The 21,005-nt window shown below is 38.8% G+C and carries 18 protein-coding genes and 2 pseudogenes; 19 read left to right on the top strand and 1 reads right to left on the bottom strand.

Annotated features, from left to right (window positions below; all coding sequences use genetic code 11):
• Positions 1-18 precede the first annotated feature (18 nt).
• The 9 genes and pseudogenes from FLP15_RS00945 to FLP15_RS00905 all read left to right on the top strand — a co-directional run bounded on the left by FLP15_RS00945 (position 19) and on the right by FLP15_RS00905 (position 10,399).
• Positions 19-4,143, top strand: a complete 4,125-nt coding sequence (locus tag FLP15_RS00945; protein WP_142765662.1) for a beta strand repeat-containing protein — start codon at positions 19-21, stop codon at positions 4,141-4,143.
• A gap of 14 nt (positions 4,144-4,157) precedes the next feature.
• Entirely contained in the window at positions 4,158-4,484 is a 327-nt protein-coding gene (locus FLP15_RS00940; protein ID WP_120772480.1) for an LPXTG cell wall anchor domain-containing protein, read from the top strand.
• Positions 4,481-5,458, top strand: a complete 978-nt coding sequence (locus FLP15_RS00935) for a WxL domain-containing protein (RefSeq protein ID WP_142765661.1) — start codon at positions 4,481-4,483, stop codon at positions 5,456-5,458. Before FLP15_RS00940 ends, FLP15_RS00935 begins: the two co-directional genes overlap by 4 nt.
• 141 nt (positions 5,459-5,599) lie before the next feature.
• Positions 5,600-6,805 carry a WxLIP family cell surface protein gene (locus FLP15_RS00930; protein WP_142765660.1) on the top strand — a complete coding sequence of 402 codons (1,206 nt, stop codon included), beginning with the start codon at positions 5,600-5,602 and terminating at the stop codon, positions 6,803-6,805.
• Between the two features lie 115 nt (positions 6,806-6,920).
• Positions 6,921-7,990: pseudogene (locus FLP15_RS00925) on the top strand (PIN/TRAM domain-containing protein).
• 488 nt (positions 7,991-8,478) lie between these two features.
• A complete protein-coding gene (locus FLP15_RS00920; RefSeq protein ID WP_142765659.1) occupies positions 8,479-9,108 on the top strand; it encodes a pyridoxamine 5'-phosphate oxidase family protein in 630 nt (209 codons plus the stop codon).
• Positions 9,109-9,383: 275 nt separating this feature from the next.
• On the top strand, positions 9,384-9,701 hold the full coding sequence (locus tag FLP15_RS00915; RefSeq protein ID WP_142765658.1) for a PadR family transcriptional regulator: 318 nt from the start codon (positions 9,384-9,386) through the stop codon (positions 9,699-9,701).
• The gene (locus FLP15_RS00910; RefSeq protein ID WP_142765657.1) at positions 9,698-10,048 is read left to right on the top strand and encodes a DUF1048 domain-containing protein; all 351 of its coding nucleotides are present in this window, start codon (positions 9,698-9,700) and stop codon (positions 10,046-10,048) included. The genes FLP15_RS00915 and FLP15_RS00910 overlap by 4 nt, the downstream gene beginning before the upstream one ends.
• Positions 10,049-10,066: 18 nt before the next feature.
• Positions 10,067-10,399, top strand: a complete 333-nt coding sequence (locus FLP15_RS00905) for a DUF1048 domain-containing protein (protein ID WP_142765656.1) — start codon at positions 10,067-10,069, stop codon at positions 10,397-10,399.
• A gap of 67 nt (positions 10,400-10,466) precedes the next feature.
• On the opposite strand, the gene FLP15_RS00900 is transcribed toward FLP15_RS00905, so the two are convergent.
• Entirely contained in the window at positions 10,467-10,961 is a 495-nt protein-coding gene (locus FLP15_RS00900) for a GNAT family N-acetyltransferase (RefSeq protein WP_142765655.1), read from the bottom strand.
• A 208-nt stretch (positions 10,962-11,169) separates the two neighbouring features.
• Between FLP15_RS00900 and FLP15_RS00895 the strand changes: the two genes are divergently transcribed.
• The 10 genes and pseudogenes from FLP15_RS00895 (at position 11,170) to FLP15_RS00855 (ending at position 20,934) form a co-directional block, all read left to right on the top strand.
• The gene (locus FLP15_RS00895; RefSeq protein ID WP_142765654.1) at positions 11,170-13,926 is read left to right on the top strand and encodes a beta strand repeat-containing protein; all 2,757 of its coding nucleotides are present in this window, start codon (positions 11,170-11,172) and stop codon (positions 13,924-13,926) included.
• A 3-nt stretch (positions 13,927-13,929) separates the two neighbouring features.
• Positions 13,930-14,106, top strand: a complete 177-nt coding sequence (locus tag FLP15_RS12630; RefSeq protein WP_190288318.1) for a hypothetical protein — start codon at positions 13,930-13,932, stop codon at positions 14,104-14,106.
• 2 nt (positions 14,107-14,108) lie between these two features.
• On the top strand, positions 14,109-14,747 hold the full coding sequence (locus FLP15_RS00890; RefSeq protein ID WP_142765653.1) for a hypothetical protein: 639 nt from the start codon (positions 14,109-14,111) through the stop codon (positions 14,745-14,747).
• 18 nt (positions 14,748-14,765) lie between these two features.
• On the top strand, positions 14,766-15,467 hold the full coding sequence (locus FLP15_RS00885; RefSeq protein WP_142765652.1) for a hypothetical protein: 702 nt from the start codon (positions 14,766-14,768) through the stop codon (positions 15,465-15,467).
• Positions 15,464-15,751: a hypothetical protein gene (locus tag FLP15_RS00880; protein WP_142765651.1), complete on the top strand. Its 288-nt coding sequence runs from the start codon at positions 15,464-15,466 to the stop codon at positions 15,749-15,751. The genes FLP15_RS00885 and FLP15_RS00880 overlap by 4 nt, the downstream gene beginning before the upstream one ends.
• A gap of 11 nt (positions 15,752-15,762) precedes the next feature.
• Positions 15,763-15,924, top strand: a complete 162-nt coding sequence (locus FLP15_RS12625) for a hypothetical protein (protein ID WP_190288317.1) — start codon at positions 15,763-15,765, stop codon at positions 15,922-15,924.
• A gap of 62 nt (positions 15,925-15,986) precedes the next feature.
• Positions 15,987-16,547 carry a 6TM ABC transporter family protein gene (locus tag FLP15_RS00875; protein WP_142765650.1) on the top strand — a complete coding sequence of 187 codons (561 nt, stop codon included), beginning with the start codon at positions 15,987-15,989 and terminating at the stop codon, positions 16,545-16,547.
• 10 nt (positions 16,548-16,557) lie between these two features.
• Positions 16,558-17,850 carry a glycosyltransferase family 2 protein gene (locus FLP15_RS00870; protein ID WP_142765649.1) on the top strand — a complete coding sequence of 431 codons (1,293 nt, stop codon included), beginning with the start codon at positions 16,558-16,560 and terminating at the stop codon, positions 17,848-17,850.
• A gap of 17 nt (positions 17,851-17,867) precedes the next feature.
• Positions 17,868-20,011: pseudogene (locus tag FLP15_RS13770) on the top strand (DUF6056 family protein).
• The gene (locus FLP15_RS00855) at positions 20,008-20,934 is read left to right on the top strand and encodes a glycosyltransferase family 2 protein (protein WP_142765646.1); all 927 of its coding nucleotides are present in this window, start codon (positions 20,008-20,010) and stop codon (positions 20,932-20,934) included. The pseudogene FLP15_RS13770 and the gene FLP15_RS00855 overlap by 4 nt, the downstream one beginning before the upstream one ends.
• The last annotated feature ends 71 nt before the right edge of the window (positions 20,935-21,005 follow it).

The following is a 21,005-nucleotide window of genomic DNA, read 5'->3' as shown; positions in this document are numbered from 1 at the left end:
AAAGGAGGTGAGAAAAAAATGAAAACATTGAAATTTGGAAAAAAAGGCAGAAAAAAACACTTTGCTTTTAAGAGTATGTTGTGCTTGATGATAGTATCAATACTACCTTTTGTAAACTTTAGCATACTTTATCAAGATGTTGGACAGGGAAAAGTTTCGCAAGCAACTGTAGAAAAGATTTTTAAGCCTAGAGTTGCGATTGCCCAAACAATCACACCAACCGCTGCACCAGCAAGACCAAGTCTTCCAACCACTCCCATGGTGAGTGCAGCCAGTCCAACAACATTTGGCTATCAGCAATCAATTAGTAGCTTGCTCAGTACAGCGCAAAAAACGCAAATTGTGCTACTTCGTTCACTAAACGGTGCAACAGCAACCGTTTATAAAACTTACAGCATTGCATCTAGCTCGTTGAATGCGGCAACAGGACAGATTTATACAGATAATAATGCAAATTATGACTACATCCTGTATATAGGTGGAAATGTAACAGCACCAGCCTATTGGAACTCACAATTCTCAAATGGTTCTAATAACTTTGAAGCATTGAACAAGAGAGCAAAATCTATTACTTTAATAAGCAATCCTGCTGACCCGTTGACTTCCACTAATAGTCAGGCAACTGGTACCAACTATATATTGACTTTCCCAAAAGGAACGAATGTTGATACAAATGCAGAACCAGAAATTTATTTCGGATGTAACACGGTTTTTAGAAACCTGACCTTTACATCTTCAACGGCAACGACTGCTGGTACAGCGTTTAATACTGCTGGAGCAGGGAAAGTTTCCCTCTATGCTCAAGGCAATAAATTTGCTATGGCAGGAGGCGCTTGGTGTCTTTCAACTCTAAACCTAGTAGGTGGCTCAAAAAATAGTGATGTCAATTGGCAAAGTACCGATGGTAATGTTAACCACGGTGCAGGCCAAGCAGGAACTAATCTTTGGGTAGCATCAACAGGAAACTGTGGGACACAGATTCTTGCAGGGATGGATTCAACAAATAATACCTTGACTGGTGATGCTCATGCAACTATTGTTGGTTTTGGCTCAGGAGGAATCAATTGGTACGAAGGCTCTAATGCTGGTACGATTAACGGAAGTGTTTACAATGACATTCGTGTAACGACAGGTTCAGGAAATATCCAAAACATCTGGGGTGGTGGTAATGCCGCTACAATCAACGGCAATGTCGTCACCACTGTAAACAATAGTGTGCCAATAGGTTTAGATACTTTCTATGGTACATTCAATTCATCGGGTACCGACAAGGTCACAGGGACTGTCTATAACACAATCACTGGTAAAGGAACTTGGTATGATGGTCAAGGCTATTATGTCGGTGGTGGACGTTATGGCACTATCGGAACAAGTGGAACGACAACAGACGCTATCTCCAACAACTTTGACACTTCTGGCTTTACGTCAGGAGATGCGATATTTGTTGGGGGAGATGACCGAGCGTATGCTGGTGCTGGTCAAGGGACTGGCTTATCAAGTGGTATTATCTATGGTAATGTCACTAACTATGTGAAGACTGGTTTTACAACAGGTCGAATCATTTCTCTAACGGGTGTGTTTGGAATGCATTTTAATGGACTGTATGGTCCATCATCAGGTATCTCAACCAATACAAGCTATACTTATTCTCCTACTCAAGCAGAAGTAAATAGTTTTATTAACGGTACGAGCTCAGCACAAGCGGATGCAAATGTTGCAGCAAGTTCAGATGGAAAAGTAGGAGCAATGTTTGGTAACGCCTATACTTGGGTTCAAGGTGGTGTCGTATCGGTACCTACAGTCGGTTCGGCTCTGGAAGATACAACAGCTGCTTATACTCGCGGAGGTGGTTTCTTAGGATATATCAAAGGAAACACAACTGTTGAGTTAGGGACAAGTAATGGTTCAACCGTTGGTGGTTCAGGTATGGTAACAGCTGCAGGCTGGTCAAGCGGGGATGCAAGTACAGGAACGAATGCCTACACAGAAACACAAAATCCAAATCTATCTAATGTCTCCGGATATAGAGTATTTGGTGGTGGTGGTACAGGAAGTCGTGGACCACTTGGTTATTTCCAAACAGGTCAAGCAACTGTGATTCAAAACAATGTCGCAGCTTACGGTATCTACGGAGGAAATTATGGTGGGATTCTAAATGGTTCTTCACTTAATATCGTCAATGCTGGTATTACAAATACTTCAGCTGGTGGTGGTTATTTAGATGCTGCTCAGCTCGGCAACGCTGAGTTAGATGTGTATAACGGTCAAGTTGATAGTCAAGCTATTGCAGCTGGGCAGTCTACAATGGGCATGGTTGGCAATGCACAAGCGAGTCTAGCTTCAGGGAGTTATATCAACGGTTCAGCTTATGGTTATGTTGGTATTGGTGGTAGTGTCCTAAAAGGAAATACGGTAATTAGCGTAGTAGATGCTGACCTTACTGGTAGTCCGGCTTCGGGAAGCAAAGTTATTACAGGAGGCGCTTATAATGGTTCTGTAAAAGGAAATACAGACCTAGAATTCTCAATGAGTTCATCTGCGAAGACTAAAGCTCTTCCGAGTGGCACAGTTCTTTCGGGAACAGGTGTTTTAACAGCTACTGGTGGCGTAGGGTCGGGTACTACGAACAGTACGACAGTAAATATAACAACTGGACAAACTGGCCTGCTAAATAACAACGTAATGATTTACGGAGATGCATCTACAGGTGCTAATACAACCTTGGGAAGTAATACCATCACAGTCAATGCAGCAGGAAATGCGATGACTGGTAAGATACTATCAACAGCATATAACTTTAGTAGCTTGACAAGTCCGACAGGGCTGACAGGTTTGTCACAAACGACAGCAATCAATATCAATGCTTTGAGTTCAGTCGCAAGTGTATCAGCTGGTGGAGATAATGACAACTTCACAAATAGTATGCCATTAAATGGTAATACAGCAACGATTAATGTTGGAGATGGTACAAATGCTTTGACTATATCTGCAAATAAGATGACAAGCTTCACACAGTTTAATCTAAACAAAAATGTAGCCTTGACGCTTAATAATGCTGGTTTGTTAAATGGTGGGACCACAGCGACTGCTGCCAATCATGGTGCAAGTTACTCTACATTTGGTAATGCAACGCTTAATGATGGTTCAAACTTGATTTTGCCTAAGACAACAGTACTTGCTTCTCTAGCAAAATTGACCGTATCGGGAATCGCAACTTATACTTCTCCATATACGCTGAACACAGGTCAATTTAATCTTTCTGGTTATAGTGCAAATACTGGAAGTGCATTGACATGGAATCCTACTGGTACAGCACCAGTATTGAATGATACCTCAACTTCAACAACAAACTTGTCACAATTTATTAGTGACTACAAAAATCAAAATGGTGTAGATTTATCTAATCTGTTTACTAACAACTCATCAAATCAGTCAAGTTACTATCAAAATGGTTACTATCAAGGAAAACAATTGGGTTATCCTGTATTGACCTTCACAGGAGCAACAGCTCTTACGGGTAATCAAGGAATCAATGAACCTGGTTTGGCGGGTGTTGTGCAAACAACGAGCAACTCTAACTTCTTGAGTTCAGCGACTGTGAACGGTCAAACACTCTACGGTGATATTGATACTGGAACAATTGCAAACACAGAAGTTGCAGTGATGAGTCCACAAGGTGCAGCTTATCAGGTAGTGCCTACTCAGTTTGATTTTGGTGTGTACCAAACAAACTTTAGTAGCCCTATTATGACCACTGCAATCTACAAGCGGGCAAGTACGACAGATGCAGATATGCAAACTTATAACACTATATTTAGTAAATGGTCTAATGGCAGTCAGCTTAATGTACAGATGACTACTCCGCTGACGAATACCACAAACTCTGCATCAAAATTAACAGGGGATGTCGGTTATAATGGCGCGAAAGGAAACTATACAGATATAAGTAATCAGCAAACTGTCCAAGAATATGCAGGATTTGGCTACGATAATCTTTCAAAAGATGATGCGTGGGCAAATGCTAATGGTGCTGGAACTACAGGTAAGGGGATGTATCTCCATGTCACTCCAGGGACAGCAATTGCTGGACAATACCAAGGAACAATGACTTGGTCTTACCAAATCTCACCAACAAGTCCATAACATAAGGAGAATAGATGAAAAAAATAAAAGCAATCATTTTCATCCTTGTTTGTATTGCTCTTGGCAGTATAGCAACTCCTTATCATGCTGATGATTTGGGGAGTAGTAAGACTCAAGGCGTGGTAGGATTTAGTCCAGGAAAACCTCCTGCACCAGAACCTACGGCGCCTACACCTCCAAAAGGAAGTGTTCCAGAGTCACCTAAGGTCAATACAAAGCTTCCCAAAACGGGTGAAGCTTCTACAGATTCACTTTCACTAAGTGGTTTCATACTGCTTGGTGGATTAACAACTTTGTTTATTATTGATAAAAATAATCCTAAAAGGAGAACTTATAAATGAAAAAAGAAACATTATTGGTTGCAGGAAGCACTCTTGCCGCAGCTACTCTGCTCTTTGCAGCAGGTACAACATCAACTGCTCATGCTGCAACAGCACTGGGCTCAAGTAATACTACAGGTGTCGTTGAATTTGGACAAGCGACAATTCCACCAGTTCAACCACCAACAACTGGTGGACCTGATGATCCAACAACAGATCCAGAAAATCCAGGAACACCAACAGACCCAACAGATCCAACAGATCCTGAAACACCGGGTATCCCAGATGAACCTTTTACACCTGTTGACCCAGGTACAGGTCTTGCACTTAGCTTTGCACCTAACCTCAACTTTGGTCATCACCCAGTGGACTACCAAAAGGCAAATGATTACTCTGCTTATGGTTTAGTTTATGGTGTTGCAAACTCAACTGGTGATGCAACTTATACAGCAGGTGTGCCTTACCTCCAAGTCTTTGATGGACGTGGTCTGACAAATGGTACTTGGTCTGTAACTGTTGAACAATCTACTCAATTTACATCTTCAGCTGGTAGCTTGACTGGTGCGAAAATTAACTTCAATAAAGATGGTGGCGATAATGTTGTGACACCTGCCGGTTCAGTAGCTCCAGATGGTGTTGTGGGAATCACCTCTTTGACACCTACAAATGAAGGTGGTGGTGCTCAAGTTATCTTTAGTGCGGATACTGCTGGTACAGGTACTGGTATCAACTTGCTTGACTTTGGTAAAGCTGATGGTTCTACACTTGTTGCTGACCAATCAACTGGTGCATCTAAAACAAGTCCAGTAGATGACGGTACAGGACATCAAAGCTGGAATACAGATAACTTCTTGGACAGTGCTAAAACACTTTCAGGTAAACTTAGCCCAACTGTAACATTGAATGTTCCTGCTGGTTCAGCTAAGGTTGCTCAATACAATACAACTTTGACTTGGTCACTCTATGATACTCCAAGTTCAGCAACACTCAGCTAATCATAAAATATTTTCTTTAAGTTCATTTCCCTTTGGGGAAATGGACTTTCTAGAGAAGATTTGGCTAACAAATTTTTTGCTATAAGTCATCTGATTTTAGTAGTTTATGAAGTCAGATTGATATTACAAATGAGGTGAAACATGAAAATCTTTAAGATAATTTTATCAAGTATCGTTGCGCTTTTGCTTTTTGTTGTGGGTAGTCATACTGTATTTGCAGGGACGATGAATTTTTCAATTACTCCTGTTTTGCCATCTAATCAGGCAAGGGCAGGTGAGGGATATTTTGACTTGCTGATGAAACCTAACGCAAAACAAACGATTGAGGTTCAGGTTCAAAATACAAGTGCGAAACAGATTACGGTGGATACAATTGTTTCACAAGCAGCGACTAACAGTAATGGTGTGGTAGAATATCAGCCCAATAGTATCAAAGCGGATAAAACGCTCAAATATAAGTTGACAGACTATGTCAAGGTACCAGCGAAGACAGTTATTCCTGCTGGAAAGACGGTAAATGTCAAGGTTGATGTGACGATGCCTGCAGGAGCGACGGCTGGCTATATGGCTGGTGGCTTGACTTTTAAGCAAGATGCAAGTGAACTGAAACAAGATAAATCAAAAAGTTCAATGGCAGTCAATAATGAATATCAGTATGTTATTGCATTATTGATGCGCCAATCTACAACGACAGTAGCACCTAAATTACAACTGAATGCTGTGACTCCTACTCAAGTTGGGGCACGTAATGTTATCACGACTAATCTCCAAAATACATCAACAGGCTTTTTAAACTATATGAATGTTAATGCGACAGTTACAGGAATTAGTAATAAAAAGCTTAAATATGATTATGATAATGCTCAAATGCAGATGGCTCCCAACTCAAATTTTAATCTTCCGATTCCGGTGTCAATGACTGGTGTTGCTCAAGATGGCAAATATTCAAAACCAATGGAGGCAGGGAAGTATAAGTTGCATTTGACTGTTTATGGTCAAAAGGATGCTAATGGTCAATATGAAACAACGGTAAATGGTAAGAAAACACGTTATGCTTACCGCTGGGAGTTTGATAGAGATTTTGAGATTACAGCAAATCAAGCTAAGAAATTGAATGCTAAGGACGTAACGATTAAGCATGATAAACCATTAAATATCTGGTGGTTAATCGCCGGTGCGTTAGCATTGGTACTTGTGCTGATTCTTGTTTTTGTTCTTTTAGCGAAGCGTCGCAAAAAAGCAGAAAAGGATGAAAATGAAAAAGCTGAACTCCAAGCTCGATTAGCTGAAATGGAAGATAAATTGAAAAAAACCGTTAGTGATAACGAATTAGAGGATAAAGAGTAATTAGAAATTTATTAAGATAAAAAGTGAATTAAGAATATTTCAAGGTCTTGTGTTATAATTAACACAGGGCTTTTTTGTAAGCCCAACCATTTTATAATAATAGAGGAGGGAATGTATGCGTCGTTGGATTATTCATCTTGTCATGACAATCGTTGGGGCATCGCTAGGAATTGCTGCTCTACCCGCGCTATGGAAATTGTTCGGATGGAACAAAGGAATTTTACAGTACGAAGTTGTTGACGGTGTGATTGGTGCAATTATTTTTATTATTCTTTCATTTGTTTTGGCCGGCTCAATGCTTAAGGGATTAAGGAAAATTGATTCTAAGATTTCAAAAATGAATATGTCAAAAATGGTATTCAATATCATTGGGATTATTTTAGGACTTTTAGTAGGTGTTCTTGCTAGTATCCCACTGACTTTGCTAAATGTACCAATTTTGAGTAATATTATTTCATTTTTGCTCATTTTGATTATGATTTATCTTGGTTATTCCTTATTTGATAAACGAGGGGATGAGATTACAAAAGTTCTGTTCCGTAAACGTCGTGAAATTTTGGCACCAGAAGTTACTGACGATAAGTCTGTCAGTGCTGACAGAAGTATTCTACTAGATACTAGCTCGATTATTGACGGTCGAATCTTGGATGTGCTTAAAACAGGATTTATTTCGGATAAGATTATTGTGCCTAATTTTGTGATTTTGGAGTTACAGTTAATTTCTGATAGCTCTGACCCGCTGAAACGTGCTAAAGGACGTCGAGGATTAGATTTGGTCAATGAATTAACTAAATTTGACAATGTTGAGATTTCTCAAACAGACTTCAAAGAGGTGCGGGAAGTAGACACCAAGTTGCTTAAATACGCAGCTGCCACTCATGCAAAATTGATTACAAATGACTTTAACCTCAATAAAGTTGCAGAGATCCAAGGGTTCAGGTGTTAAATATCAATGACCTTGCGAATGCAGTTAAGACTCAACTAGTAGTTGGAGAGCAAATCAAAGTTCAGATTATCCGTGCGGGCTCGGAACGTCAGCAAGGGGTTGCTTACTTGCCAGACGGAACAATGATTGTCATTGAGGACACGGCGAAAATGATTGATAAAACGGTCACTGTTGAAGTTGCAAAAGTGCTGCAAACAAGTGCAGGGCGAATGATTTTTGCTGATTTAGTGCAGGATTGAATTTGTCTACTAGTTCCATTTTGACCTAGCAACACTAGGCTCTGCTTTCGTTCTACTCTTTGATGCGAATATCGGTGGAGGGAAAGATTATCCACAGATGAAGTAATCACTTCAAAATTTGGCAGCGTTTTATACCACGAGTGTCTATTCGCTCGATTTCTGTGGTAGTGTTTCTGTGCGGAGTTGAGTACAAACATTAATAGCTAAAAGAAATTAATATTTTATAAAAGCCAACACTATGTTGGCTTTTTATGATAAAATGAAGTCAAGATTTATTCAGTGGGAGTTTCGTAAAACATTTGTCTATTTTCTTTAGCAGCTAGCTTCGCATGGTCCTAGGACATTTGTCCTTTATCTCTAAGTCACTAAAGTGACAAGAATAGAGGCAACGCCAAATGGCAATCAAACGGACAGCGTAGCCTGAAGGGCGGAGATAGCAAGCTCTTGCTTTGATAAAAACAAGTAAATTCAAAAATGAGGTTTGAATCATGTATTTTAAACGTTTTGCCCAACTTTTCGTTATTTTTTTGATTGCAGTTGGTATTTTTTCGATGATTTTGGAAGGAAATTTTGGTACATTTTGGCTAAGATTTATTTTGGGACTCATTGTAGCTTACGCTGTGCTGACACTTCCTTTGGTCATATTAACTATTGCAAAAGCGAATAAAAAAGCCAATATTGTGGGAACCAAGCGAACAGAGGGTGAGCTTGCTGAAATTCTGCAGAAGCTTCCAGGTTATATAGCATTATCTGTTCAGTCTGGCGATGGAAAAACAGCGACAACAATTATGAGTTTTGTGCAATCTCAACATTTAGAAAATGTGCTGTATATGGTTTCTGATAAAACGGCACGCAAAGTTGCTGTGATGAAACACCAATCTGCAGTTAGTTTCACAACTTGGTTTGACACACTAGAATCAGGTGGACGTCTATCGTCCAATCAAGCAATTGCTGAAATTATTGAGGGAGATTCTGCTGCCACAGTCATTAAGGATGAACCAAATATCTTATCTCTCCATGAAAATGCAGTAAATATGTCCATCATTAAATTGACGATTCAATCTGCCTTGTATGAGAATTTCAAAGATGGTCTAAAAGTTTTAGACTTTGAAAAATAAGTTCCGTCAGTTCAATGTGATTACCATAAGCATTGAATCAATGAATAGAGAGCTTATCAGCACAGCTGAGAAGTCTGTCAGTTCAATGCGATTAGGGTGAGCATTGAATCGGCGACTAGAGGACTTATCAGCACAGCTGAGAAGTCTGTCAGTATACTGACAGACTTTTTTTTATTGTCATCAGAGCATAAAATCACTAATAAGTATTGACAACTACCGCTAGTGCGTGATACAATATAGTTGAACTAAGTAATACAAAGTATTGAGAGGAAAAAATGAATAATATCACAGAGATGCTCAAAGGTGTTCTTGAGGGCTGCGTCCTTGAAATCATCGGACAGGGCGAAACTTATGGCTATGAAATCACGCAAAAACTGCGTGCGCTCGGTTTTGATGATGTCGTGGAAGGAACGGTCTATACAATTACCCTGCGGCTAGAAAGGAAAAATCTTGTCACTATAGAGAAAAAGCCTTCGACAATGGGACCGCCTAGAAAATGGTACACTCTAAGCACATCAGGGCAGCAAGAGCGACAAAGTTTTTGGGAAAAATGGGAATTTATCTCAGCGAAACTGGAGGATTTGAAAAAATGACGGAAAACAGAACTCTGATCGACCGAATGCTTGGACTTGAGGAAAAACGTGAATGGCGTAAATTTGAAAAACGCGCAAAAGCGCTGGGCGATGATTACTACGCGGACTATAATGCGATGAAAAAATACATCTGGGTCTCTGGCGTTGAAAAATGGAAGGACTTCAAATTTATCTTTGACCACATCCTTGATTTGCTTGAAGAAGCCGCCGCTGATGGTCGCAAAGTCACGGCAATCACAGGACCAGATGTCGCCACTTTTCTTGATGAAATGGTGGAGCATAAGGGCTGGGAGGACAAGCAGAAAAACAAATTAAATAAAATCATGCACGAGCAAAGTATTTTATAGTTTACGAAAGGAAACAAAATGGCACTAGGAGATAAAATCTTGGGCGAAGTCGCCAAGAAAAAAGAGTGGAATGCTCTGCAAAAAAGAGCAAAATCACTTCCAGCAGATTTTTATAAAACTTACAAAGCCATCCAGAAATATTTATTTAACATGGGACTTTATGATGGACAGGTTTTTTACGAAATTGTTGATTTTCTGGAGCGTGCTAGCTTAGATGGACAGACTGTCAAAGAGGTCATTGGCACAGATGTTGCTGCTTTTGCAGACAATTTCATTGACGATAAAAAACAAGACTGGCATGAAAAATATCGCCGCGAATTAAATCAATATTTTACCCAAAATCAACGCTGACAACTTTCTGTCAGTAAAAATTAACAAAAAATCTCACTGACAACGATTCTGTCAGTGAGATTTTTCATCAAAATTCCATTACCATATTGTACCAAGTATCCCCACCAAATTTTGATTCGGAAAGTCCTTCATTCTTGAAACCATGCTTTTCATAGTAATCAATCAAGTAATCATGACAGGTCAAGCTGATTCCAGCACGGTGCTTAGTCCTTGCTTCCTCTTCTAAAAGAATGAGAAGCTTAGTGGCAATCCCCAAACCTTGATATTCAGGGTCAATTGCAAGGCTGATGACTTTTTGAAAACCACCACTATTAGGATTTGGCTCAGAATGTTCAAAACACTCATCGCTCAAATAGCGACTTTCAGTTACAGGTCCAGTAATATATCCGACCACCCGACCATCAGTATTTCTGGCAGCAATAAAACTATCAGAAATCAACTCAATCCGCTCAACCATGGACGCTACAGATAGCGCCTCGTTTTCGGAAAAATCAAGTTTTTCAATATGCATCACAACGTCAATATCGCTAGGAACGACACGATTATAAGTAATTTCAGTCATAACTCCATTCTAACATAAGCTCTTATAATTAAAAACTTAGTTACATTACATAACGTGTAATAAAAAGATGACACGTTAATTTAATACACATTAAAAATATATTGTGCAAAGCTATTGTAATGTTAGGGCTAAAATTGTATAATTACTATGATTAGATAAGCAGCGATATCAAGGAATAAAGAGATAGAGTAGCACTTTGGAGAGCATCATGGGCACGAATTTAACAAAAACTAATACTAAAAAAAGGCATCGGACAAAGCTCCTAGTAGGTTTGCTCGTTAGTACAAGCATTCTTGGAGGTGGTCAGTATCCATCAATGTTAGGGAGTAGAAGTTTCGCACTGAAAGCACACGTTTTTGCAGATACAACAAACCAACAGCTTATAGCAGGTCAGACGACAGATACAGGTAATCATACCTATGGTCTAGCAGATATCGAAACTGGTGATTCATGGATAACAGCAGGAACAGCTACAGCACCTGTAGCTGGACAAAACTTTTCTACGACATTGGTTTCGAATACAAAAAGTTCTGCAGGACTAGCACTTTTTAAAGGCGCGCTGGATATGACAAAAGTTGCAAATTTTCAAGGCACTTTTTCGATTACAGTAAATGGTTCCTTCGGCTATACAGCAAATGCCCTTGATGGAGGAGACTCTCTTGGTTTTATCTTAACTCCAGACTCTACAGACCAGATTTCAGCAAACCTGCCCAATTCAACAAATGAAAATCTGGGCGTTGGTGGTTTACCTAGCTCTGTATTTTTAGGAAGAGACTTGTACGACAATACTGATGTTGACCAAACCATTGCAAACTCAGGCTCAGGGACATCTGGAGCAACAGCTGGACAAAATGTAGTTTGTATCCGTACAACCGACACAACAGGCACTTTAAGCAAAACTTACCAAGCCACAACTGCTCCCGACCCAGGTGTAATGAAAAGTAGCAACAACACCATTACCGAAACCATGGCATTCAGTTGGCAGCCAAATACAGATAGCAACGGAAATACTGTCACAAACAGTGATGGTACAGTAACAGGTACATTGACCTACGTCTTGACACCTCAAACAGGGACTAATGCAGGTAAATCAGTAACAGTGACCAGCGTGGCAACACTAAGCGCTTCACTCTCTCTTGGAGTAGTTGGAGCAACAGGAAATAACTATGGTACGATGACTTTTGCTAATGATGGCAGTTCATTCACAGCATATAAAGGAACAAATCCTGTAACGGTCAACTATATCAATAAAAACACAAACGAAACAATTGCAAGTTCATCAACAATTATGGCAAATGTAGGAGATAGCATTGACGTCACAGCACCAGATGCAGTGAGTACCAACACCTCGGCCGATGATTATACCTATACTTATAATGCTCCAACAATTGCAGGTTTCGATTATAGTTCAGCGGACCCTGCCATTACCGTGGCAAACAATGATAGTGCAACCAATAGTATCAATGTCTACTACACCCCAACAGCAGTAAATACAGTAAAAGATGTCACGGTTAATCAAGACGACCAAGGTAATATATTGACCGATACAACGGGTTATGTACAACTTTCTAGCAGTACAAGCGCAGATACCGTAGTAACCGATGATAATGGGGATAGTACTACTACTAATACTACAACTGTCATCTGGCACAAGCCAGTTGATACAGTCGTCAACCAAGACGACCAAGGAAACAATCTAGTAGATACGACAGGTTACGTTAAGCTTAGCACAACGACTAGTACACCAGCAGCAAATGGTGATACAACGACGACAAACATTTGGCATCTCCCTGTAAATCAAACCGTCAATGTTGTAAATAATGTTGACGAATCAGGCAAGCCAATCGTTGATACTTCAACTGGATATACACTTGTTCAAGCAGGTACACCAGTAATTACTACTCAGACGGCAACAAATGGAGATACGACAACCACAAGCACTGTTACAAATATCTGGCATCAAGTTGCAGAGAACACTATAAGCACAACTGTAAACCTTGATGAGCAGGGAAATACCATTACAGACCTCACGGGCTATGTTTCCTCTACTCAGACAAAACCGTCAGTAACGACGACAAGTACAGCAGATAACGGTGATATCACGACTACAATCACAAGCTATCTCATTTGGCATAAAGTTGTCACAACGACTGTCAATCAAGTGGATAACGTTGACGAGCAGGGAAATCCTCTTAGCGACACAACAGGTTATCATCTGATAAGCTCACAAACATCAGCACCAACAACCACGACGGCAACAAATGGTGATATTACGATAACAAACACAACCACCAATGTCTACCACAAAATTATAGTCACTACAACTAATGTAACAGCTAACATTGATGAGTCAGGTGCAACACTAAAAGATACAACAGGTTACATCAAATCTTCTCAAACAAAACCATCTACGACATCAACAGTAATCGCAGATAACGGAGATGAGACGACTACAATTACAAGCTATACAATTTGGGAAAAATCGCCAACTACAGAAGCAACACCACCAAATAGCGCATCAGATAGTACATCAGATGTTCCAAGTTCTCCTGCTCAATCACAAACAGTAGCAACACCAGCCGCTAATAATGTGAGTCAGGAACCTTTAGTTTCAATACCACCAGTAGAGCAGGCAGATCAGAAACCAGTAGTCAAGAACAAACCACTCCAAGCTCCAACGAAAAAAACAAAAGTAGATACTGTTCCAAAATCAACGACAAAAGTAGCAAGCAGCACAAGTACATCAGCAAAACAAACATCAGCAAATAAAACTAAACCAACAATGACAGCTACACAAAAAATGATTCAAGTTGCTAAAGTCGAAACTGCAGGAGCTGGTGGTGCGATAGCAGGGATGGCGATTTCTGCAGGTTTATTTACATTAGCGCAACGCTTTATTCCAGCAGGATTCATTTTCTTTCTTCTGGGAAAAAGGCGAAAGAAAAAGAAGAATGAAGAAGAATAAAATATGGTGATAGCAAAACTCGTCTATTATCTTTCGATAAATATAAAAATAGAAGTGGGAATACTTGGTGCTGTCGCAGGAATGCTAGGTTCAGGAGGACTCTGGTATTTGATTAAAAAGTTCATTCCGACCAGTTTCGATGACTTTATCACTGGAGAGAGTAGCAAGGATAAGAGATAGCAATGAATAATTATTTTTTGAGATTGATGGATGCGCTTGAGCAAATCGAGCGAAGTATTTTTAAGATTAATGACCTAAAGCGTGAGTTTGAGTATCAGGTCAACAAACTAGTAAATCGACAAGCATTGATTGCTGCCGCAGTTGGTCCTGCATTGTTTTTGATTATTTATACAATCAATGGGAGTGGGATGTTTTCAAGTAATATCTTGAATGAATCAGCAACGATTGTCGGTTTACGGATGTTTGGTGTTGGCTTTGTGACATGGACACTAGGTGTCTTGCTTGATTTTACATTCAAGTATTTATTTTATCGAGATTACTTGCCTGCAGGTAGAACAACAAAACGGAAGAAATTAGCTCCAGCTTATAAAGAGAAAAAACAAAAACTGGTTGAAAGTGTTAAACCCGTTATAGAGCAAGAGTTAGTAAATTCAGAAATACCAGAAGGCTACCTAGATATTCCAACAGTTGGTATGCTAATGCAGTATATCAATGATGGCAGAGCCAAAAATCTCAACGAAGCAGTTCAGCTTATTCAAAAAGATAAAGACGCAGCCAGTTTGAAACAACAACAATCGCTTATTCGCAAGTTTAAAGAAATAGAACAAGAGGATTTCTTAACGGACGTTAAAGCAGGATAAAAAAAGAAGGTAAGCAAAATGAATAAAAAGATAATCAGAAATATTATCCTAAGTACAGTTTTTGTTATTGCACTCTTTGGATTGAGTTTATCCAACAAAAAACTGTCAAATGCGGCAACAAGCACACCGCTTCCTGCATACACAACGGACCCATCGGCTCAACCTCAATCAATTAGTATTAATTACAATATTGGTTACGATGCTTCTTTGGGAACAACAGGTGCCAAAGTTACAGGTCCCACTTCGGGAACTTTTAGTGCTTATACAGCTTCACTTGGTAATGTTTCCTTTACAGGAACTTACAACACAGCGATAACAACAGGAGTATCAGGGGCTAATTCATGGAGCAACGCGTTGATTACTTCAACTAATATTGATGCTATTGTTAAAGGCTTGAATTTTGTGATTGATGGTACCTATACCCTTACAAAATATGTACCTTATCAATATACGTTGAATGGTGCAAACTATACAGGTTACCTAGAGTCTACCACAGGTCAAACTGTTCCTAATCTTCTGATTGCCGTAAATGTTAATGCAACAAATGGGCAAGACTTTATAAAAGTAGCTCCGGGATTCAATGATAGTAGCTTTCCTAAAGGAGATGGTCAACAATCTTCAGGAGCAATGGCAGATTTTAGTGTAAATATGCAACAAAGTATTCAAGGGCAACGAACTGGATTGGTTTGTCCAACTTCAATCCCAATGTTGATTCTATGAACTTTGGTTTGAATGGACATACAATGACTCTGGCAGGGAAGACGACCATTAGTAATGTAGATGCGTCTTACTCGGTCACACTAGATGTTGAAACAGTCAAAGCTTCATCAATTGGTGATACAAGCTGTTCAGACCCATCCGCTTTAGACTTCCATGTAACAACCACGAGCGCAACAGTGAATGGTGTTTCTGTAAATCCGTCATTGGTTCTCAATGCTTTGTATGCGATCACTAAACAACATAATAGCTTTGTTACTTATAGCGGGGCAATGATTTTTATCTGAGTGTTTATGAAATGCCAGGAGGTCAAGACCTTAATGCTGGTGATAACTATGGTACAACCACATGGAAAACGAATCGTATCCTTGTTGGGGTAAACTGGAGTACAGGAACATTTTATTATGATTATACAGACAATAGTGGTCAAAGAAATGTACCAATGGATTTAGGTGATTAAAGTATTTACGAGAACCTCTGGAGATAACCAGAGGTTCTCTATAAATGATGTGAAGGGACAAGATGAAGCGATTAGTCATATTTATCAAGAAAATAATAGAAAAATTTACACAGGGAAATAGCGAAATTGAAGAAAAATTAGTGCAAGATGATTTTTTTGCTAATGGCTCAACACTGTATAAAGCAGGTCAGATCGCTGTTTCAGTTTTTGGCTGGTTGGTGTTACTTTTCCCCCTTCTGATAATGATTAATTCAATTTTTCCTAAACCTTTATTTTCAGGTATCTATCACTGGAGTGGTAAACAAGGAAGACTATTTTTAGACTATGTCTCAATTGTTGCCTTTGCTGCCATTGTCATCTTTATTCCAGTGAGTATCTTTTTAGTCAAAAGAAATAATAAAGTTGAAACTGAGGAGCTTGCCAAAAGAAAATTTTATGATGAAACACGCACAGAAGCACGACTTGCTCTGATGGATGAGATTTATACTGAGCGTTTTGGAGATAAGCAGTTTAGAGAAAATACTGACTATTATATCGTACAGCCTGAGCAAAACTTCTCAAAAAAATATATCAAAGCACGTTATAAAGATAACGAAAAGGAGTTGAACGCAAGAAAGGATTGATGAGTTTATAATGAAAATTATGACCTATTTGTCCATGGGACTGCTTTTGTATCCCTTGCTTGCAGCGATTGCTTATACGATTGGTGGCTATGTTTATCATCATTCCTATAAAGGAAAAATCAAAACATTTTATCATTTTAAACCTGAAGAAGAACCATTAGTTACGATTATGGTTCCTGCGCATAATGAGGAAGTTGTCATAGAAGACACTTTAAACTATCTAGCGCATGGACTTAATTATCATAACTATGAGATTCTTGTGATTGATGATGCCTCGACAGATTTGACAGTGAGTATTGTCCAGCGGATGAAGCTCCGTATTCCCAATCTTCGATTAATCCAAATTACTGAAAATCATGGGAAGGCTCACGCTTTCAATATTGGGATGGGATTTGCTAAAGGTGAATATGTTTTGTCCAATGATGCTGACACGACACCAGAGCCAGATGCCATATGGAAATATGTTAATTATTTTGTCGGAAATCGTTATCAAAATACAGGTGCAGTCACAGCAAACATGGGAACACAGAACAGAAATGGACTACTAGAAAAATCAACTACAGTTGAGTTTGCATCAATCATGGGATTGATTAAAAGAGCGCAACAAGGAACATTAGGTTCTGTCTATGCTTTTAATGGTGCTAACACAATGTATCGAAAAGCTGCGGCACTTGATGTAGGTGGCTTTAGACAGGATCGCGCAACAGAAGATATTTCGATTGCATGGGATATGCAGTATAATGGTTGGCGCGCGATATTTGCTCCTGAAATTTTGTTTTATATGAATATTCCTGATAATGGACAAGATTTTTATCATCAACGATTACGGTGGGCAATGGGAGGAACAGAGTCATTTATTGATAACTTTAGACGTATCTTTCGTCATCCGATTAAAAACATTAATAAAGTAATTATGTTGATTGACCAATTTTCATCAATTACTTGGTGTTTGTATTATTTTCTGACCACGATTACAATGCTAGTAGATGTGGTACTCTTTATGGTTATTGGTGAGTATAGTTCCGCGAGTTATACTTTCCAAAGTTTTGTCATCTTTCTTTCGTTTATGGTTGTTTTTGGTTTGAGTCAGCTTATTTTAGCACTTGTGTTGGATGATTCGGGGAAAAAGATGAAATATCTTTTATTCGCACCATTATACCTTTTGTTTTTTTGGCAAATTAATGTCATCACAGTGGTGAATACAATCTTTCTGGCTATTAAAAATACGACCAACTACGATGCCAAAGGAAATTGGAAATCGCCAACACGCGTGAAAATAAATAAAGATGAGACGGACAATTAATATGGAAGGGAAAGCAGATGAATGTATCTTCAAAAATTCCAAAACATTTGATAAGAAAACTGATTGCAGTAGTGATAACAGTGCTTATTTGTCTGCTTACTTATATCTTTGTGCATAATCTTAGCAAATACGTTCCCGTATATAGTACAGATGACGTGCGTTTTGCTTTTTTATACAAGGGAGGAAATCCGTGGAAACTACCAAGAATTACTAACCTTTCTCAATTTGCCTACTCAGTTGTCTTTCAGTTTTTATTTTGGAACGCTAGGCTTTCAGCCATTGCTTTTGAGACTTTTTTTACAGTCGTCATAAAGCAGAGCACTTTCGCAATTTTAAATGGTCTGGTTTATGTTCTAATGGGAATTATGGTTAATGTTTTAGTGTTCGGAAAAAAAGTATTGATTCGTCCACAGTATATGGCGTTGACTTTCTTGCTTCTTTGGGTGGTTATTCCAAATTTTGGAATGGATGCATTATGGCATTCGGGAACTGCGAACTATCTTTGGGTTACTCCGCTTTATTTAGTGTTCTTAATTCCCTATGTTTTCAATCATCAAACGAAATTTCCAGCGCTACGTTTTGGATTTATTATCATCATGGGCATTTTAGCAGGGACTGCAAATGAGATTGCAAGTTCTCAGACCGTAATTGCTGTTTTTCTACTTTCTTTTTTTGATAATAAACATTTTGAGAATGATTGGAAATGGATTGGACTGATTACGCTTGGGATGGCGGATTTTATCTCAATCTTTAGGGATGTCACTGCAGGTGGAGAGATGTCAGGAGCTTATGGAACAAAGAGTTTTCAGATTGGGACACTGATTTCGGAAACAGTTCGTACATCAGGCTTACTTATCCTAGCTTGCTTGTTTTTGATTATAATCTTAGTGATTAACCGAAAGAAAATGGTTGACTCTACGCTTCCGTTCCAAATCCATCGTCGCTTATTTGTAGGTCTAGTATTTTTTATAGCAGCACTTGCTGGAGTGGGGCATTGATTATTTCTCCACTGATTGAAGCGCGTATTTTCTGGTCTAATAATATATTCTTTCTCATCAGTTTTTTAAACTTGTTAGCTGGATATATCGAATTAAGAAAAAACCATTTTGTAACAAGAAGTTATCCTATTCTTATTTCTCTTGTGCTTGTGTTTATCAATATTCCTAGTTATGAAAAATTTTTTGCTAATGTAAGAATTGGTGATGATATCATTTATACTTGTAATAAGATTTTTGCGCAGGCGAGAAAAGAAGGAAAAAACGAAGCAGTCGCAACAGGGATGCCAGGAACATCAACTCTTGGAGCAGATACTCCGTTTGGTGCTGGATATCTTATCTGGTACACTCCAAAGGGAGTGAACGCACCTATGAGCATTTGGCAAGAAAGATATTATGGTGTGAAAAAAATCACGCTAGGTTATACTGGACCGATAGAAGTTAATCCTCTTTTACCTGATAAGACGGTTATCGCCGTTGAAACGCTCTATAATACTTATGTTGCCCCAACGGCAAATAAGTTTGCAAAATGGTGGTATGGTGATAAGGGATTTGAAGAAAAAGCTTATGCAGCAGAAAACAAAAGCACTAGTAAAAAGTTAGAAAATAATAAACCTACGATAAAACCAGAAACAACGACGGGGATATGCACGACTACGGTTGAGTTTTATAATGATAGGACAGGCAAACTTGTTGGCAGTCAAAAAATTACTGCATGGCCGAAGACGAATTATGACATAAGAAATCTCTATCCGCAAGGCTATACACAAGATGTGGCAAATCCACAATCTTATAAATTTACAAATGTTAAAAATCAAATTTTCCCACTTTGGGTTCATCCAAATACGCAAAATTACACCGTTCAGTACAACGTCGGAGATACAATCATATCAACTCAAGCAGTGAGTGGTCTTGTCGGAGATAAAATCACTGTGAAAATGCCATATGGTTATAAAGCAGTAAAAAACAAACAGTTGACACAAAAAGTTCCAGTAACAGGATTTACTCAGAACGTTGTGATTAATATCGTACAAAAGCCATTTTGGCAAAGGTTACCAGAATTTTGGGCTTTGTATCTAATACTCATTGGGTTTGTGGCCTTTCTTGGATTAGATAAATGGCTAGCTGTTTTACAAAATTCAAAAGCAAAGAAAGAAATCGTATGAAAAAATTATCAATCATTGTTCCTTGTTATAATGAGGAAGAATCTCTCCCACTCTTTTTTTCGGCGATGGAGGAGATTCATAATCGACTCCCATTAGATTTTGAATATTTATTTGTTGATGATGGCTCTAGTGACGGTACTTTAAGAGTGTTGCGTGAGTTAGAAAATCAGTATTCGAGAAAGGTACATTACCTCTCGTTTTCTCGAAATTTTGGGAAAGAAGCGGCAATATACGCAGGTTTGCAGGCTTCAACGGGAGATTATTTGACGTTGATGGATGCGGATTTACAAGACCCTCCGGAGTTATTAGTTAAGATGTATGAAAAAATTCAACATCCTGATATTGACTGTGTAGCAGCGAGACGCTCAGACCGTCAAGGTGAGCCAGTGTTGAGAAGTCTTTTTTCTCGCTTATTTTATCGGATTATGAATCGGATTAGTTCAACGCCTGTGATTGATGGAGTACGCGATTTTCGATTAATGACACGGCAAATGGCAGATAGTATCTTAGAGTTATCAGAGTATAACCGATTTTCTAAAGGCTTGCTGACTTGGGTGGGGTATCGCACGGAGTATGTTGCTTATCAAAATCGAGAGCGTATAGCAGGAAAGACATCGTGGAGTTTCTGGAGCTTGCTACGATATTCTATTGATGGTTTTATTAATTTTTCTGAAGCTCCTTTAAATATTGCAACTTATAGTGGAGTCGTCTCTACTTTTCTCTCGATTTTAGTGATTCTTTTTCTGATTATTCGTCAATTATTTTTTCATCGTTCAGCAAGTGGTTGGACATCAATGACAGTTATTATCATTTTTTGTTTCGGTTTTACTTTGTTGATGTTGGGGGTAATCGGGAAATATATTAGTAAGATTTTCTTAGAAACGAAACGTCGTCCGATTTATATTGTGAAAGAGAAGAAGTGAATTTTTTCTGAAAATCAGAGCTACTATTTGGAAATTGAAAACTAATCTTGTATGATATGAAATAAGATTAG

Origin of the sequence: Lactococcus protaetiae, assembly GCF_006965445.1 — a bacterium.
Classification (GTDB): domain Bacteria; phylum Bacillota; class Bacilli; order Lactobacillales; family Streptococcaceae; genus Lactococcus; species Lactococcus protaetiae.
This window is presented reverse-complemented; position numbering and strand designations above follow the sequence as displayed.

Bases quoted from the DNA above. Each gene is read 5' to 3' on its own strand.
- FLP15_RS00875 (WP_142765650.1), top strand. From the start codon at position 15,987: ATGAAGCGATTAGTCATATTTATCAAGAAAATAATAGAAAAATTTACA.
- FLP15_RS00895 (WP_142765654.1), top strand. From the start codon at position 11,170: ATGGGCACGAATTTAACAAAAACTAATACTAAAAAAAGGCATCGGACA.
- FLP15_RS00905 (WP_142765656.1), top strand. From the start codon at position 10,067: ATGGCACTAGGAGATAAAATCTTGGGCGAAGTCGCCAAGAAAAAAGAG.
- FLP15_RS00940 (WP_120772480.1), top strand. From the start codon at position 4,158: ATGAAAAAAATAAAAGCAATCATTTTCATCCTTGTTTGTATTGCTCTT.
- FLP15_RS00880 (WP_142765651.1), top strand. From the start codon at position 15,464: ATGAACTTTGGTTTGAATGGACATACAATGACTCTGGCAGGGAAGACG.
- FLP15_RS12630 (WP_190288318.1), top strand. From the start codon at position 13,930: ATGGTGATAGCAAAACTCGTCTATTATCTTTCGATAAATATAAAAATA.
- FLP15_RS00870 (WP_142765649.1), top strand. From the start codon at position 16,558: ATGAAAATTATGACCTATTTGTCCATGGGACTGCTTTTGTATCCCTTG.
- FLP15_RS00885 (WP_142765652.1), top strand. From the start codon at position 14,766: ATGAATAAAAAGATAATCAGAAATATTATCCTAAGTACAGTTTTTGTT.
- FLP15_RS00900 (WP_142765655.1), bottom strand. From the start codon at position 10,961: ATGACTGAAATTACTTATAATCGTGTCGTTCCTAGCGATATTGACGTT.
- FLP15_RS00910 (WP_142765657.1), top strand. From the start codon at position 9,698: ATGACGGAAAACAGAACTCTGATCGACCGAATGCTTGGACTTGAGGAA.
- FLP15_RS12625 (WP_190288317.1), top strand. From the start codon at position 15,763: ATGCCAGGAGGTCAAGACCTTAATGCTGGTGATAACTATGGTACAACC.
- FLP15_RS00855 (WP_142765646.1), top strand. From the start codon at position 20,008: ATGAAAAAATTATCAATCATTGTTCCTTGTTATAATGAGGAAGAATCT.
- FLP15_RS00920 (WP_142765659.1), top strand. From the start codon at position 8,479: ATGTATTTTAAACGTTTTGCCCAACTTTTCGTTATTTTTTTGATTGCA.
- FLP15_RS00945 (WP_142765662.1), top strand. From the start codon at position 19: ATGAAAACATTGAAATTTGGAAAAAAAGGCAGAAAAAAACACTTTGCT.
- FLP15_RS00935 (WP_142765661.1), top strand. From the start codon at position 4,481: ATGAAAAAAGAAACATTATTGGTTGCAGGAAGCACTCTTGCCGCAGCT.
- FLP15_RS00890 (WP_142765653.1), top strand. From the start codon at position 14,109: ATGAATAATTATTTTTTGAGATTGATGGATGCGCTTGAGCAAATCGAG.
- FLP15_RS00915 (WP_142765658.1), top strand. From the start codon at position 9,384: ATGAATAATATCACAGAGATGCTCAAAGGTGTTCTTGAGGGCTGCGTC.
- FLP15_RS00930 (WP_142765660.1), top strand. From the start codon at position 5,600: ATGAAAATCTTTAAGATAATTTTATCAAGTATCGTTGCGCTTTTGCTT.